A 14,725-nucleotide genomic window follows, 5' to 3' on the forward strand; every position below is an offset into this window, starting at 1 on the left:
ATCAGCCCCTTCTTGCGCTCTTATTAAGACCATAGTCCCAACAACGCAAGGTCTGCTGAAGCTTTCCGAAATACGGACTAGTTCGTGATCTTTGGATCGTCCTTCACATTGGTCCCCGCGATGGCGTCCCGGGCAGCCCGTCGGAGCTTCTTGTCAGACACCAGGCGTTCTCCTACCGCGCCCGGAGTCCAGGCGTTGACGTCCTCGTCGTTGAACTCGGTCTTCGAGGGACGACGCTTCACGGAGATGCCTGTGACGCCGTCGGCCAGCCTGCGAGTGACCAGCAGGAAGCCTGTATGTGCCACCATCCGGTGGTCGGGGCGCACTGCCAGGCCTTCGAGATGCCATCCCCGCACCATCGACTCCCAGGCGTCGGGCTCGGTAAAACGTCCGTCTGCCCGGATGGCCTCGGCCGTCCGGGACAGCTGGGTTACCGTTGCAACGTAGTTGATCCAAACCCCACCGGGGGCAAGAACCGTTGCCACCGCGTCCAGGCACTCCCAAGGTGCCAGCATGTCGAGCACGACCCGGTCAACGGAGCCCGGGGCTTCGCTGCGGACCACTTCTTCCTGGAAGTCGCCGAGGGAGATCTTCCATGCAGGATGCGGACCACCAAAGATCGTCTCTACGTTCCCGCGGGCAATATCGGCAAATTCCTCGCGTCGCTCAAATGAGTGCAAGTAACCGTTGTCCCCGACTGCGCGCAGCAGGGAAATGGAGAGGGCTCCGGAGCCCACGCCCGCCTCAACCACACGGGCACCGGGGAAGATGTCAGCCATGGTGACGATCTGCCCTGCGTCTTTGGGGTAGACAACCGCGGCTCCGCGAGGCATGGACAGCACAAAGTCCGAGAGCAAGGGGCGAAGCGTCTGATATTGCTGGCCAACGTTGTTGGTTACCACGGAACCGTCAACCTTGCCGATGATCTCATCGTGGTTCAGGAACCCACGGTGGGTGTGGAATGCCCCACCCACCTCAAGGGTGATGGTGTTCATCCGGCCACGTTCGTCGGTCAGCTGTACGCGCTCACCCTCGCGGAAGGGGCCCCGGCGCCTCGCGGCACCAACCGGCTCGGCACTTGCCATACCCAAGCCTGGATTTTCGGCTGTGGTGGTACCGGTGGCGGCGTGATCGCTGCTCATGGACTGTTCCTCGCTCCTGTGATGCTGTCTGGCTGCTCATTGAGAGCCCCTGCACCAGGCGGCTCGGCCTGGTGGTGATTATGCTCTCGCCCTATTTCATGGCCGGCAGGTAACTCTACCGGTTCCTGCTTATCTGCGCCCGTTGCGCTGCGCTTCCCTGCCTGTGATGGCGTCCAGGACGGCGTGCTTGTGTAGCAAGCCTGTCACTATGCCATTGTCATCGACGACGGCATACTCGCTGCCGTTTATTTTGGACAAGTATTTAAGCAGATCCTGGCCCTTATCCGATTCAAGTACGTAGGCGCCAACGTCCAGTTGGTAGGAGACCGCACTGGCGGGGGTCGCTGCCTCTGCCCCGGCAGGGACTTCCGCTACGGACTTGGGATTTACCAATTGCTTGGGACGCCGGTCGCTTCCGAACAGGACCACCGCCGGGAAGCCAGCGGGTGAGAGACGCAGGACGTCCGCCACAGTAGCGGCCTCTGGCAGGCCGACGGCGGGTTCGGCCAACGCGGCCGCGTCCACCAGATGCAGGCGGCTGCGTAGCTTCCCTTGCTGAATGGCGTCCGAAGCGCTTACCCACAGGAATCCACTCACCAGGACTGTGATAACCATCTGGGTGATGTCCGGCAGTTGGCCGCTCAGCCAAGGACGGACCACGAACCAAAGGACGAGGGCGACGACGATCAGCCTTCCCGCCCAACCAGCGGCGATGGTGCCTTTGGCCTGGTTTCCGGTGGCAGCCCAGACGGCGGATTCAACCAGTCTTCCTCCATCCAGCGGCAACCCGGGGAGGATGTTAAAGATTGCAATAACGAAGTTTGCCAACATGAAGATGAAGGTGAGGTTTGCAGCGACCCCTGTCAGAGATCCTGCGGAAATCACAGCCCAACCAGCGGCGGCCAGCACGAAGTTGGCCGCAGGGCCGGCCAGGGCGACTATCAGTGACCGGCCAGGAGTGGGTGTGAACTCCTCAAAACTCGTATGGCCTCCCCAGAGGTTCAGTACGATCTTGTCCGTTGACCATCCGTAGATCTTCGCGGTCAGCGCATGGGCAAGCTCGTGAACGAGGACGCTGAATAGTAAGAGCAGGGCGTAAGCGAAGGCCACAAGGTAGACGGACATTCCGAGCCGCGGAAACTCCTGCGCAAGGATGGGCCCGTAGGCGAAAACTGTAAAAGCGGCGATGACGAACCAGGAATAAGAAAGCACCACCCGGATGCCCGCGATGCGTCCCAGGGCAATACCCTCTCGGAGTCCGTTGCGTCGGACGTTCCCGGCACCTGTTGTGGATTCAGTCAACGCTGTTGCTCCCTGGTTCTGCGGCTTCCACCGGAAATGGGGCCGCCGGAAATTTCCGCCGGCGCTCCACAAGTTGTTCCAGGTCCGCGACGCTGCGGCCTTCAAGAGTGTCCCAAATGGCGTGGCGGGAGTCTTCCGCCAAGGCCGTGATGTGCGGAATGGCCACGGTTACGGCGCCCGATGCCACTGCTGCGGCCACTCCTGGTTGGGAGTCCTCAAGCGCAATGCAGTCATCTGCGGTCAGTTCAGGATCATTGTTTTGGAGGAACGCGATGGCTTTCAGATAGGCCTCGGGGTCTGGCTTCCCTCGGCTCACGGTGTCACCTGTGACGACGTATTCGAAATAAGGCCTGGGCAGGCTCGCCACTATTTCCCTGGCCAGCGGTCCTTCAGACATGGTCACCAATGCGCAGCGGACATCAGCCTCGTACAACTGCTCCAGTAGTTCACGGGCCCCGGGACGCCATGGCACAGTGTCCCGTACCCTGCCGATGACCTGGGCCGTCAGGGTGTCGATGATGTCCCGGCGGGGCATTTGCACCCCGGCTTCCTGGAGGACGCCGGCTGAGAACACGAGGGATTGCCCAACAAGCTGGAGCGCCTGTTCATGGGACCACTGACCACCATGCGCTGACACCAACGCATACTCAGCCTCGATCCAGTAGGGCTCCGTGTCCACGATGGTGCCATCCATATCCCACAATGCGGCCTTTAGTACGGATGGGGAGGCTGAGGATCGCATGCCTTCAAGTCTACGGGGAGCGCGTGGTTGGCTATTCGCGCTACGCCCTCGGCGAATTCCGGAGTGACGTTCCGTGTTTCCTACTGGTTCCATCCTGATTTGCAGCGATTCATTCAATGCGTAGCCTCGGCTCTTGGACGTAGGGTGAAGGAATGAATAGCTTTGACGGAGACATCACGGCGCCGGAGGGTACGGTCGAGCCGGACCGGTTGCTGCAGCCTGTGCCCGACGGGCAGCGCATCACAGTGATGCTCGCCGCCTTTGAAGGCTGGAACGACGCCGGAGAGGCCGCCAGCGATGCGCTTCGTTATCTTAACAAGCTCTGGGACGGCAAGAAGGTTGCCGCCATTGACGCTGACGAGTACTACGATTTCCAGTTCACCCGGCCCACCATCCGGCGTACCCAATCCGGTGAGCGCAAGATCAAATGGCCGTCAACACGGATCTACAAAGCAAGTGCGCCCGACACCAACGTGGACATTATTTTCGTTCAGGGCACTGAGCCGTCATATAAATGGCGGGCGTACACAGCAGAACTGCTGGTACACGCCGAAGCCCTCAACGTCGATTATGTGGTTCTCGTGGGCGCACTGTTGGCCGATGTACCTCACAGCCGGCCGATCCCCGTGAGTTCTTCAACGGATGATAATGCACTGCGCGAGCGGATGGACCTTGAGGCCTCTCAGTACGAAGGGCCCGTGGGCATAGTGGGCGTCCTTGCTGAAGTTGCGCTTCTGGCCGGCTTGCCTACCATTTCCCTCTGGGCGGCGGTGCCCCACTATGTTGCGCAGGCGCCCTCACCAAAAGCGCAGCTGGCCCTGTTGCACCGTATCGAGGAGCTCCTGCAGATTCCGCTCGATACCCACGAACTCTCCGAAGAGTCTGATGCCTGGGAGCGGGGCGTGGACGAGCTCGCTACCGAGGATCCGGAAATTGCTGCCTATGTCCGCCAGCTGGAGGAGGCGAAGGACACCGCTGATCTCCCCGAGGCCAGCGGCGAGTCCATAGCCCGTGAATTTGAGCGCTATCTGAAGCGTCGGGGCAAGGACAAGCCCTAGGATTTAGAGCTGGATGCCGAGCAGTGCGTCGAGTGCGTCGCTTACCAGTGCCGCATCCAGCTCTGATCCTTCGCTTTGGAGCTTGGCGTCATGCTGCGGCGTCGATCGATGTGCGTCCAGGGCACTGGCTGCCCAGCGGTCAACGGCTACCAGGGCACCAGGCGCATTGAGGTCCTGCGACATCTCGGTCCGCAGCGCTGCGACCAGGCCTGCTCCGGATCCTTCCGGTGCTACTGAGACAGCTAGGGCCCAGCGTTCAAGCCTCGCTTTCGCCTCCGCAAATTCCGCCTCCGTCCAGGACCAGTCAGAGCGATAGTGATGCGCCAGGATGGCAAGCCGGATGGCGGCAGGCTTCTCCCCTGCGGCTCTCAGCTTGGACACCAGGACAAGATTGCCCTTGCTCTTGCTCATCTTTTCGCCGTCGAGGCCCACCATGCCGGCATGGGCGAAGTGTTCGGCAAGGGGCAGCCCGGACAGTGAGTAGGCGTGCCCGGCACCCATCTCATGGTGCGGGAAGATCAGGTCCGATCCGCCTCCTTGCACTGTGAATGGAGCCGGGAGGTGGTGCTGGGCGATGACGGTACATTCAATGTGCCAGCCCGGCCTTCCCTGGCCGAGTTCTCCCCCGGCCCAGCTGGGCTCACCCTCCCGGGCGACGCGCCAGAGGAGCGGGTCCAATGCCTGCCGCTTGCCGGCGCGGCCAGGGTCGCCGCCCCGCTCAGAGAACAGCTCGAGCATCTCGGCCTCGTTGAGGCCCGAAATGGAGCCGAGCGTCCAGGCGTCCGCTCCTACCGAATGCTTACCCGCCGCTTCGACGTCGTAGTAGACGTCGCCGTCGGGCTCTCCTGCCGTCCCCGGAACGCGGTAGGCGAGTCCAAGTTCCAACAGCCGTTCGATAGCAGGAACGATCATGGGGATGGCTTCCACAGCGCCAACGTAATGATCGGGCGGCAGGACGTTGAGGGCCTCCATATCGGAGCGGAAGAGCTCGATCTGGCTTGCTGCAAGGTCTTTCCAGTCCATCCCGGTGGCAGTGGCCCGCTCCAGCAGCGGATCGTCGACATCCGTCACATTTTGGACGTAGGAGACCCGCTGGCCGGCGTCGCGCCAAGCCCGGTTGAGTAGATCAAAAGCTACGTAGCTGGCCGCGTGCCCCATATGGGTGGCGTCATAAGGCGTGATTCCACAGACATACATCGACTGCTCCCCCGGCCCATCCAAGGCAACAAAGGAGTCTTTAGCTGAGTCGAAAAGCCGAACGGTGGGCATACGCCCGGGCAGCTGTGGGACGGGACGGGATTTCCAGGATTTCACAGCCCAAGCCTAGTGCTAGGCGCTGATGACGTTGAAACCGAGCAACAAGTACAGCGCCATTCCAAGGAAGATGCGGTACCAGACAAACAGCCGGTAGCTGCGTGTGGAAACGAACTTCAGGAACCAGCCGATGATGACGTAGCCCACGACGAAGGCAATCACCGTGGCGAGGGCAGTTTCAGGTAAACCATAGGGACCGGATACGCCGTCCTTGGAGACCACCTTATAGAGCTGGTAGAGGCCACTGCCGAAAACGGCGGGGATTGCAAGCAGGAAAGAGTACCTGGCGGCGGCTTCGCGGGTGTAGCCCATCAGTAGTCCGGCGGTGATGGTTCCACCGGATCGGGAAACGCCTGGTATCAGTGCCATTGCCTGGGCGAAGCCGTAGATAATGCCGTGCTTGTAGGTCAGCCTGGTCAGGTCCGTGTGCTGCCGGCCGACGGCGTCTGCGACAGCCAGGATCATTCCGAAAACTATGAGGGTGGTAGCCACGATCCAGAGGCTCCTCAGGACCGACTCAATCTGATCTTGGAAGAGTAGCCCCAGGATGATGATGGGCAGGCTGCCAAGGATCACCAGCCAACCCATCCGGGCATCCGGGTCCTGCCGGGAGACCCTGCCACGGAGGGATCCTGACCAGGCCCTCATGATCCGCACGATGTCCCGCCAGAAATAGACGATCACCGCAGTCTCGGTACCCAGCTGGGTGATCGCGGTAAAGGCCGCACCGGGATCTGCAGCGTTCGGCAGGAAGGAACCGACTATCCGGAGGTGGGCACTTGAGGAGATCGGGAGGAATTCCGTCAGTCCCTGTACAAGGCCCAGCAGGGCCGCTTCAATCCAGTTCACGTTTATAGACCCTACGTCATTGCACTTGGGGAATCCCCGTAAGCTTGCTGCTATGCAGCAGCGTTATGTCGGCAACAGTGGGTTGCGCGTGTCCGCCCTTTCTCTTGGCACCATGTCCTGGGCACGGGAAACCGACGAGCAGGATGCCTCTGAACTGTTGCGGAACTTTGTTGATGCCGGCGGGACGATGATCGACACCGCGGCGTCCTACTCCGAGGGCCAGGCTGAGGCGATCCTTGGGGGTTTGCTGGGAGACGTCGTGGCCCGCTCCGAAGTGGTTATCTCCACGAAAGCGGGACTTTCGACGTCGGATGGCCGGCGTCGGGTGGATACCTCCCGAAGCGGAATGCTGTCGGGGCTTGACGCCAGCCTTGCGCGTTTGGGCACAGACTATGTCGACGTGTGGTTTGCGCACGCCTGGGATCCCAACGTCCCGCTCCAGGAAACCCTCTCGGCAATGGAGTTCGCTGTGAGCAGCGGCCGCGCAAGGTATGCGGGCGTGTCTAACTTCAACGGCTGGCAGACTGCCAAGGCGGCAGCCGTTGCGGGCTTTCCCCTGGTGGCCAACCAGTCAGAGTATTCGCTGGTTCACCGGCAGCCCGAAGACGAGCTCCTGCCGGCCATCGAGGACGCAGGGCTGGGGCTTCTGGCCTGGGCGCCCCTGGGCAGGGGTGTCCTGAGCGGAAAATACCGCGGCCACATTCCCTCAGATTCGCGTGCCGCCCAAAAGAGGCTGGCCGGGTACGTGGAACCTTATCTTGAGCCGGAGTCATCAAGGATAGTGGAGGCTGTTGCCATGGCGGCGCGAGGCCTCGGCCGGACTCCCGTGGACGTCTCCCTGAGCTGGCTGCTTGCCCAGAACGGCGTGGCAAGCGCGGTGGTGGGTGCGCGCACTCCCGTGCAGCTGAAGGAGATTCTCGCATCCCAGCTGGCTCCCCTGCCGCCAGAGATCGCCCGCGCCTTGGAAGACGTCTCTCTCGTGTCCTGACAGTTAGTTGCCAGACCTTCGTAGCTGGCAGACTCCGCGCGGTTAGCTGTCGGACTCCACGATCTCGAGATCGTCGTCGTCCACGTCTTCGCGGTCATCCTCGTCGTCCTCGACCTCATCGATAACCTCGAGAGGCGTCACTTCGCCATACGCTTCGTACAAGGAATCGTCGTAGACTTCGAAAGCATCAGCGACAGCAAAAAAAGCAGCTTCAACTGTGGGGTCACCCTCACCACGCCGGGCCGAGGCTGCGATCAGGTGTTCTTCCAAAGCGGTGGTCAAAGACTGAAGCGCGACACGCGGATCGATGCTCATGACTTCACGTTAGCCGGAAAAAGACGAAAATGGAGAGCAATGAAGGAACATTTTCTGCGCAGCTCCGTCGAACGCGAGCGGGACTATGTCAGTCAGTACGAGTACCTCGTACTGACGATCGGTCCTGAGGATTCGCTGCCTGAGGCCCGGCGGAGACTCGTTGAACATTCCGAGTATGGCAAGTGGGAATTGGAGCGCAGCCGCCTCTATGTGGGCGGCGGAAGGCGGTTCTGGCTGAGGCGCCGCGTAACCCAGGTACAGCGGACGGTTTAGCAGGACGGGTGGTCCTTGGCTGCGCGGTAGCGCATCAGAAACTCTCCAGCGGCCCTAACCATGCGTTCGCTACCGTGTTGTGCGCTGACTCGTCGTCGGACGGATGGAACATTCCGGCCAGTACATCCCGGTAGAGCCTCTCCAGCTCGCTTCCCTGGAAATAGCTTGAACCTCCTGAGACCCTGATGGCCAGGTCTACAACTTCCCGGGCGGTTTCGGTCGCGTTCACTTTGAGGGACACAAGTTTGGGAAACCATTGGCTTCCGTGGTCCACCTTCGCATCCACATCCCGCGCTATCAGCTGCAACTGCGGGTACAGACGTTCCAGCGACATTGCCCCAGCCGAAACCTTCCAGCGGATGTCGGGATCCTGCGAATAAAGACGGCCATCGTTCTTCAACGATGTCCGGCGCTTCACTGCCTGCACTCCAAGTTCCAAAGCCCGTTCCCCGATGCCGGTGTACACCGCTGCAAGCAACGTCTCGAAACACGCAAAGATCGCGAAGATCAGAGGATCCGCATTAGGGCCAACCGGCAGTTTCCGGAAGATCCTTTCAGGCGGGACGTATGCACCTTCCAGGACGGTGGTGCAGGACTGGCTGGCCCGCATCCCCAGCGTGTTCCAGTCATCCAGGATCCTGTAACCGGGAGTGTCGCGATGGATGAAGCCGTGGACCAGTTCGCCCTCTCCATCACGGGCTTCACTGTCCTTGCCGAAGATGCCCAGCCGTGTCCAGACGGGGGCAAGGCTCGTGAAGATTTTTCGTCCGGTGAAGCTGTAGCCACCGCCGGGCTGCGGGCGGGCCTCGGTGATGGAGTCAAACAGGACTGCATCATTGCCGGCCTCGGAATTGCCGAAGGCGTACAGCTCCCCCTCCCCCGCCTCGCTTAGAACAAAATTCAATGAGTGGTCTCCTCTTGCCGCCAGGACGTGAGCCACTCCGGTCCAGACCAGATGCATGTTGATTGCCAGGGCGGTGGCGGGAGCAGCCGTTGCGAGCCGGCGCTGCAGCTGTGTTGCCGCTTCCAACCCGAGGCCCAGGCCGCCGTCGGACGCAGGTACGAAGATCTTCAGGTAACCGGCATCGCGCAACTCGTCCAGGTCTTCGTGGAAGAAGGAATTGTCCCGGTCATAGCCGGCGGCACGGCTCCGGATCCTTTCAAGCAGCCTGTCCGGCAGAATCTCGTCCATCATCATGGTTCAGCCTTCGGTGCGTGCAATGTCAGCGGCGTCAGGGTCAGTAAGTGGTCAAGAGCCGGTCGAGGACCCTGGCACCGAACTTCAGCGAGTCGGCGGGAACACGTTCGTCCACTCCATGGAACATGCCTGTGAAGTCCAGATCATCCGGCAGCTGTAATGGAGCGAAGCCGTAGCCGGTGATCCCCAACCTGCTGAGGGCCTTGTTGTCCGTGCCTCCGGAGAGTGTGTACGGGAGGACCTTTGCGCCGGGGTCTTCGGAGTGAAGGGCATCGATCATCGAGTCCACGAGGTTCCCGGCGAACGGCACCTCCAGCGAAACGTCCTGGTGAACGTAACTGACGTCCACTCCGCTGCCGGCGAGCTCCCGCACGATCTCCAGGACCTGGTCCTCCTGACCGGGAAGGGTCCGGCAGTCCACCAGGGCTTCCGCGGACTCCGGGATGACGTTGTGCTTGTAGCCGCCCTTGAGCAGGGTGGGGTTGCTGGTGTTCTGAAGAGTCGCTCCTACGAAGCGCGACAATGTTCCCAGTTCCTTGAGGAGCCGTTCGGGGTCATCTGCGTCGAACTCCACGCCGGTGAGTTCGGTCACGCCGTCGAGGAATTGCCGGGTGGTGGGGGTCAGTTCGATCGGCCACTGGTATTCGCCGATTCGCGAGACAGCGCTGGCCAGCCTGGTGATGGCGTTGTCGGTGCTGATCTGAGAGCCATGCCCTGCCCGTCCGTGCGCCACCAGGCGAAGCCAGGACAGCCCCTTCTCGGCCGTCTGCAGCAGGTACGTTCGCTGGCCCCCGATGGTTGCCGAAAAACCACCTACTTCAGAGATGGCCTCTGTGGCGCCCTCGAACAGCTCGGGGCGATGTTCGACGGCGTAACGGGAACCGAAGGTTCCGCCCGCCTCCTCATCGGCAAAGAAAGCAAAGATGATGTCCCGCTTGGGTTTGCGCCCCGTCCGGGCGAACTGCCGCATGACGGAAAGGATCATGGCGTCCATGTCCTTCATGTCCACCGCACCGCGGCCCCAAATCAGGCCGTCCTTCAGCTCACCGGCGAAAGGGTCAACGCTCCACTGGTCCTTGAGGGCCGGCACCACATCAAGATGGCCGTGGACCACCAGTGCGCTGGCGGAGGGGTCTTCTCCCGCGATGCGGGTCACCACGTTGGCGCGACCCGGCGCGGATTCGAAGATCTCGGCCTCCAGTCCCACCTCTGTAATGAGCCCCGCCGTATATTCGGCAGCCGACCGCTCTCCCGGGCCTGTACCGTCACCGAAGTTGGAGGTGTCGATCCGGATCAATTCCTGGCAGATCCGAACGACTTCGTCCTCGGGGCGGATGACAGTCATGGCTCTCTCCTCATATCGGTGGGGCTCGTGGTCCCAAGCCTACCCAGTGGGCTCCCTTCGTCCCGATTCCAACTTTCCGCAGAGTTCGTGTTAGAGTTTTTCTCGCTGCTTCGGAGAGAAGCGAACCGCCGAAGGGCGGAAATCGTGCTCCGAATTACCACCTGCGCGGGTGGCGGAATGGCAGACGCGCTAGCTTGAGGTGCTAGTCCTCGAAAGGGGGTGGGGGTTCAAGTCCCCCTCCGCGCACAAAGGGAAAACCCCGGAAAATCAATGATTTTCCGGGGTTTTTTTGTGTCTCCGGCTGCCTCATCGCCTGGGGCATACAGCCTTGCTGTCCCTGACAGTGCTCTTTCGAGTGCCTAGGACAGTCGACCCCGGACTATCTCGCTGACGGCCTTGCCATCGAAGCGTCCGGCTACCTTCGCTGTGACAGGCTTCATGACGGCCCCGATTGATCGCATGGACAGCTCTTGGCCCTCACCCTTCAACGCGGCGATCTCTTTGTCCACGATTGCCTCTACCTCATCCAGTGTCAGGGCCTTGGGCAAATAAGCCTCGATGACTTCCGCTTCAGCAATTTCGGCAGCGGCACGGTCGGATTCACCGGCTTCTGAGTAGATACGGGCCGTGTCACGGCGTTTGGCCGCTTCCTTCTGCAGCAGCGAAGTCACCTGGGCGTCGTCCAGCTCAATTGGTGTTTTGCCGGACTTCTCCCGGGTTTCGATTTCGCCAAGGACGTTCCGCACCGTTGTGAGGGCCACCTTGTTGCGGTTTTTCATGTGGACGACGACGTCGGCGTGCAGTTGTTCTTTCAGTGACATGGTGCTCCTCGTTTTGAATGGCACCGGGGGTGCCCGTTGCCTGTGCGCCAGCAGTGGCGAAAGTGGCACGCCTCATGTGTGCCGTTGTCACACCGGTATCGACGAGCCTTGGCCCTGCTTACAATAAGGGAACCATGAAGAAACTCACCACAGCCCTGCTTGCTGCCGCGCTCACCCTCTCAGCCTCAGCCTGCGTCGCCCATCCGCAATTGTCCAACGCGGAAACCTGCGAGCGGATCCGTGACGTTATGTCGAATCCTCCGGCCAGCAAGACCGGAGCGGTCAACCTCGCCAACCAGATCCGGACAATTGGGCCCGTTTCCTCGGATGACCTCAAGTCCACCGTGCAGGCGCTGGTGGAACTGACCGACGAATCGGCCAAGGACTCGCCAGATGTCAAGAAACAGGGCGAGCTGCAAGCCGAGGCCCAGAAAAACTTCGGGGAGTTCTGCCCCAGGAGCTAAACCGCATCAACAAGGTGCAACGGTTATCCCCCTGTGCTAGTTCGCCAGCCACAGGTCGGGGCCGAATACCTCGTAATGGATGCTGGTGGCGGGGATTCCGGCGTCGATCGCTTCGCTGCGGATGTGCTTCATGAAGGGAAGCGGCCCGCAGAGGTAGAGTGAGGCGCCAGCCGGCAGATCCACATCGCGCAGGGACATCAAGCCCGCCTTGGCTCCGGCCGCTGGTTCCTCCAACCAGAGCTGCAGTTCGGCGCCGCCCAGGCGGTCGACGTCGTCCGTCATCTGTCCGCGGAGAGCCCAGCTGCCCAGATTGCTTTCAGCATGCAGAACCAGGACCTGGCGATCGGAGGCGGAATCCGCAAGGGACCGCAAGATGGACGCTGTGGGGGTGCAGCCGATTCCGGCTGACGCCAGAACCACAGGACCGTCCCCTTCCCTGAGGGTTATCTCGCCATAGGGGTTGGAGATTTCCAGCACATCCCCCACTTCGACATTGTTGTGCAGCACAGGTGACACTTCGCCGCCGTCATCAAGTTTCGTTGTGAAGGTTCGGCTGGCTCCCGCATCATCAGAGATTGAGTACTGCCGGACCTGCCGGAGTCCGTCCTCGAGCTGAACTTTGACGCTGACGTACTGACCAGGCAAAGCGGCAGTGACGGGTGTGTCATCGGCCGGCTCCAATGAGAACGTCATGGCGCCTGTCCCTGCGGGAGTCTTCGCCACAACCTTCCACGGGCTCCACATGCTGCCGTTGGCCTGCCCTGCGTAGAGCCCTTTCTCAAGCTTGATGAGGGCGTCTGCCATGAGCCAGTACACCTCAGTCCAGGCCTCGGCGATCTCGGGCGTGATGACGTCAGCCAGGTCCTCCGCAATCGCCTCGAAGAGGTGCTTGTACACCACCTGATATTGGGGTTCCGTGATGCCAAGAGAAGCGTGCTTGTGTGCAATCCGCGACAGAACGGCCTCCGGGACGGTGTCCGGGTTTGTCACCAGGTGGGTGGCAAAAGCTGCGATGCTGCCGGCCAGCGCCTGCTGCTGCGTCCCCGAGCGCTGATTGGAGCGGCTGAAGAGACCATCAAGGAGTTCCGGGTGTGCCGCGAAGAGACGTGCATAAAACTTTGGAGTAATGGCGCCAATCCGTGAGCCGACAAGCGGCAGGGTGGCTTCGATGACGGGGCGGGACTTGTCGGAGAGCATTCATACTCCTGAGATAGTGTTCCTGGACTGGTGGTCCGGCCCGGGTAATACCCGTATTTGAAATACCAGTATCTAACTTCAGTTCTACACGGTGTAGAAGATGAATCAAAACCCGACTCCCCTATGTGCCGGCATGGGCTGAACCAGCGCGAAACAGCTGGGTGGCCTCAGATTCCCGGATGCAGGCCGATCGTATGGAAGACGGGAAGCATCTGGCGAGACCCTGGGAGGCTGGCAATAACAATCCCGTCCAACTCACCGTAGAACGCTTCGCGGGCCCGGGACAGCGCAACACGCAACTTGCACTCGTCGATCAATGGGCACCGACCGGCCAGTCCCACACACTCAGCGGGATCGGCCCTTGTATCAAGCTGCCTTAGCAGTTGCCCTACGGTGGACACGCGGCCGGCCGGGGTTAGACGGGAACCGCCTTTTCTGCCGCGCTCGACGTCGATCACGCCCAGCTCCCGTAGCTTCGCCATGGCCTTGCTGACATGGTTATACGGCGTGTTTACGGCGTCGGCGATATTTTGAGTGGTGAGCAAGGTGCCCGCAGGTGCAGCGGCAAGCACCATCACGGCGCGCAGGCTCACATCCGCGAAGGCATTGATCTTCATCAAGCAAGCTTACGAGCGCGCTCCGAGCCTTGGAAAACAGCACACCATCCGGACCTGCCGCGCGGTTCCTCAAATGTTGATACCGCCCACCGTAGGCTGTCCCCGTGACACCTTCACCAGCCACAGCGGCGTCCACTCTCGTAGCTCAGTCAGCCCCTGCCCAATGGTGGGAGATCGTCGCCGCCTTGGGTCCGCTTGCTGTCCTCCTGGCTGCTGTCGCTGCGGCGGTCGTCGGGCTACTGACCCTGCGTCAGAAGGCACAAGCGGACGCCTTTGCCTTGGCGCAGAAGTCGGAAGCTGACAGCCGGTCAGAATGGTGGCGGCGCACGCAGTGGGCCATGGACAGGGCGTTGGGCAGCGAGGACGATGTAAAGGCCCTCGGACTGGCAGCGCTGTCCGTTCTTAGCGAGAGCGAGCTGGCCCGGGAGGAAGAGTTGAGGCTGCTCGACATTGCCTGGAAGTCGGTAATCGAAAGAGATGAGGACCTCGAAGTCCGGCCTGCGCGGACGAGTGCCGCCAAAATCGGTGTCTCGGCACAGGGGTCTGATCAGCGGGTGAGGGCGGCGGCAGCAAAGCTTCGCGTCGCCCTGGACCGGCGCCTCGGACGCCACACACCGAAGTCGATAAAGGACCTGGCAGAGCAAGACTTCCGGTAAAAGCCCACAACAAAGGGCGGCCAGTTCACCGGACCGCCCTTTGGGAACGCTCTACCTCGTTTGCAGCACGTTCCAGAGAATCAGGTCGTGGGCGTGCTTGGCCTTGTCGTCACCACGGAAATCCGCTTCTTTGATGCTGCCGCCCGTATCAATCCCGATACTGGAAGACGATGCGAAGCGGCCCAGCATTGACCTGTTGGACAGCATGGAGACCGAGCGAATGTTCTTATAGGGCACGGAAACGACGGCAACCTTGTTACCGACGAAGCTCTTGTCCTGCAAAATAATGCGCATGTTGGTAATGCCTACAAAGCCCGTTCCGACGCCGATACAGTCGTAGACCGCATATACCGTTTCCCCTTGCAGGAGCCCCGCGTTTATCTGCTCGAGCTGTTCTGGCTTGTCATAAATAATTTGTGTCATAGGTGTTCCCCGGTTTAATCC

The 14,725-nt window shown here is 61.1% G+C and carries 17 protein-coding genes and 1 tRNA gene; 6 read left to right on the top strand and 12 right to left on the bottom strand.

Annotated elements, in window-relative coordinates; all coding sequences use genetic code 11:
• Positions 1-77 precede the first annotated feature (77 nt).
• The 3 genes from MU551_RS02310 to MU551_RS02320 all read right to left on the bottom strand — a co-directional run bounded on the left by MU551_RS02310 (position 78) and on the right by MU551_RS02320 (position 3,186).
• Positions 78-1,142 (bottom strand): tRNA (adenine-N1)-methyltransferase, encoded by a 1,065-nt coding sequence (locus tag MU551_RS02310; protein ID WP_372489772.1) that lies wholly within the window; start codon positions 1,140-1,142, stop codon positions 78-80.
• Positions 1,143-1,271: 129 nt separating this feature from the next.
• Positions 1,272-2,444 (bottom strand): site-2 protease family protein, encoded by a 1,173-nt coding sequence (locus tag MU551_RS02315; protein ID WP_247040514.1) that lies wholly within the window; start codon positions 2,442-2,444, stop codon positions 1,272-1,274.
• Positions 2,437-3,186 carry an HAD family hydrolase gene (locus tag MU551_RS02320; RefSeq protein ID WP_247040515.1) on the bottom strand — a complete coding sequence of 250 codons (750 nt, stop codon included), beginning with the start codon at positions 3,184-3,186 and terminating at the stop codon, positions 2,437-2,439. Before MU551_RS02320 ends, MU551_RS02315 begins: the two co-directional genes overlap by 8 nt.
• A 152-nt stretch (positions 3,187-3,338) precedes the next feature.
• On the opposite strand from MU551_RS02320, the gene MU551_RS02325 reads away from it, so the two are divergent.
• On the top strand, positions 3,339-4,244 hold the full coding sequence (locus tag MU551_RS02325; RefSeq protein WP_247040516.1) for a PAC2 family protein: 906 nt from the start codon (positions 3,339-3,341) through the stop codon (positions 4,242-4,244).
• 3 nt (positions 4,245-4,247) lie between these two features.
• Here the strand turns inward: MU551_RS02325 and mshC are convergent, their stop codons facing one another.
• Both mshC and MU551_RS02335 read right to left on the bottom strand, forming a co-directional pair.
• Positions 4,248-5,558, bottom strand: coding sequence for a cysteine--1-D-myo-inosityl 2-amino-2-deoxy-alpha-D-glucopyranoside ligase (gene mshC, locus MU551_RS02330; protein WP_247040517.1), 1,311 nt, complete (start codon positions 5,556-5,558; stop codon positions 4,248-4,250).
• Positions 5,559-5,573: 15 nt separating this feature from the next.
• On the bottom strand, positions 5,574-6,407 hold the full coding sequence (locus MU551_RS02335) for an undecaprenyl-diphosphate phosphatase (RefSeq protein ID WP_247040518.1): 834 nt from the start codon (positions 6,405-6,407) through the stop codon (positions 5,574-5,576).
• Between the two features lie 52 nt (positions 6,408-6,459).
• Between MU551_RS02335 and MU551_RS02340 the strand changes: the two genes are divergently transcribed.
• Positions 6,460-7,395, top strand: coding sequence for an aldo/keto reductase (locus tag MU551_RS02340; RefSeq protein ID WP_247040519.1), 936 nt, complete (start codon positions 6,460-6,462; stop codon positions 7,393-7,395).
• A gap of 42 nt (positions 7,396-7,437) precedes the next feature.
• Here the strand turns inward: MU551_RS02340 and MU551_RS02345 are convergent, their stop codons facing one another.
• Positions 7,438-7,710: a hypothetical protein gene (locus MU551_RS02345; RefSeq protein WP_247040520.1), complete on the bottom strand. Its 273-nt coding sequence runs from the start codon at positions 7,708-7,710 to the stop codon at positions 7,438-7,440.
• A gap of 39 nt (positions 7,711-7,749) precedes the next feature.
• On the opposite strand from MU551_RS02345, the gene MU551_RS02350 reads away from it, so the two are divergent.
• Positions 7,750-7,983, top strand: coding sequence for a DUF5703 family protein (locus MU551_RS02350; protein WP_247040521.1), 234 nt, complete (start codon positions 7,750-7,752; stop codon positions 7,981-7,983).
• Between the two features lie 34 nt (positions 7,984-8,017).
• On the opposite strand, the gene MU551_RS02355 is transcribed toward MU551_RS02350, so the two are convergent.
• Both MU551_RS02355 and MU551_RS02360 read right to left on the bottom strand, forming a co-directional pair.
• Positions 8,018-9,181, bottom strand: coding sequence for an acyl-CoA dehydrogenase family protein (locus MU551_RS02355; protein ID WP_247040522.1), 1,164 nt, complete (start codon positions 9,179-9,181; stop codon positions 8,018-8,020).
• A gap of 40 nt (positions 9,182-9,221) precedes the next feature.
• Positions 9,222-10,526: a M20/M25/M40 family metallo-hydrolase gene (locus MU551_RS02360; protein WP_247040523.1), complete on the bottom strand. Its 1,305-nt coding sequence runs from the start codon at positions 10,524-10,526 to the stop codon at positions 9,222-9,224.
• Between the two features lie 163 nt (positions 10,527-10,689).
• On the opposite strand from MU551_RS02360, the gene MU551_RS02365 reads away from it, so the two are divergent.
• Positions 10,690-10,772: transfer RNA gene (locus tag MU551_RS02365), tRNA-Leu, on the top strand.
• Positions 10,773-10,885: 113 nt separating this feature from the next.
• Here MU551_RS02365 and MU551_RS02370 read toward each other — a convergent pair.
• Entirely contained in the window at positions 10,886-11,347 is a 462-nt protein-coding gene (locus MU551_RS02370) for a GatB/YqeY domain-containing protein (RefSeq protein ID WP_247040524.1), read from the bottom strand.
• Between the two features lie 134 nt (positions 11,348-11,481).
• Here MU551_RS02370 and MU551_RS02375 point away from each other — a divergent pair, with 134 nt between their 5' ends.
• On the top strand, positions 11,482-11,811 hold the full coding sequence (locus MU551_RS02375) for a hypothetical protein (RefSeq protein WP_247040525.1): 330 nt from the start codon (positions 11,482-11,484) through the stop codon (positions 11,809-11,811).
• A gap of 36 nt (positions 11,812-11,847) precedes the next feature.
• On the opposite strand, the gene MU551_RS02380 is transcribed toward MU551_RS02375, so the two are convergent.
• Both MU551_RS02380 and MU551_RS02385 read right to left on the bottom strand, forming a co-directional pair.
• Positions 11,848-13,008: a globin domain-containing protein gene (locus MU551_RS02380; protein WP_247040526.1), complete on the bottom strand. Its 1,161-nt coding sequence runs from the start codon at positions 13,006-13,008 to the stop codon at positions 11,848-11,850.
• 167 nt (positions 13,009-13,175) lie between these two features.
• Entirely contained in the window at positions 13,176-13,625 is a 450-nt protein-coding gene (locus tag MU551_RS02385) for an RrF2 family transcriptional regulator (protein ID WP_247040527.1), read from the bottom strand.
• A 104-nt stretch (positions 13,626-13,729) separates the two neighbouring features.
• Between MU551_RS02385 and MU551_RS02390 the strand changes: the two genes are divergently transcribed.
• Positions 13,730-14,281, top strand: coding sequence for a hypothetical protein (locus MU551_RS02390; RefSeq protein ID WP_247040528.1), 552 nt, complete (start codon positions 13,730-13,732; stop codon positions 14,279-14,281).
• Positions 14,282-14,332: 51 nt separating this feature from the next.
• On the opposite strand, the gene MU551_RS02395 is transcribed toward MU551_RS02390, so the two are convergent.
• Positions 14,333-14,704, bottom strand: coding sequence for a PH domain-containing protein (locus tag MU551_RS02395; protein ID WP_247040529.1), 372 nt, complete (start codon positions 14,702-14,704; stop codon positions 14,333-14,335).
• Positions 14,705-14,725: the final 21 nt, after the last annotated feature.

The sequence above is a fragment of the Arthrobacter rhizosphaerae genome, assembly GCF_023062595.1.
In the GTDB taxonomy this organism is placed as follows: Bacteria; Actinomycetota; Actinomycetes; order Actinomycetales; family Micrococcaceae; genus Arthrobacter; species Arthrobacter rhizosphaerae.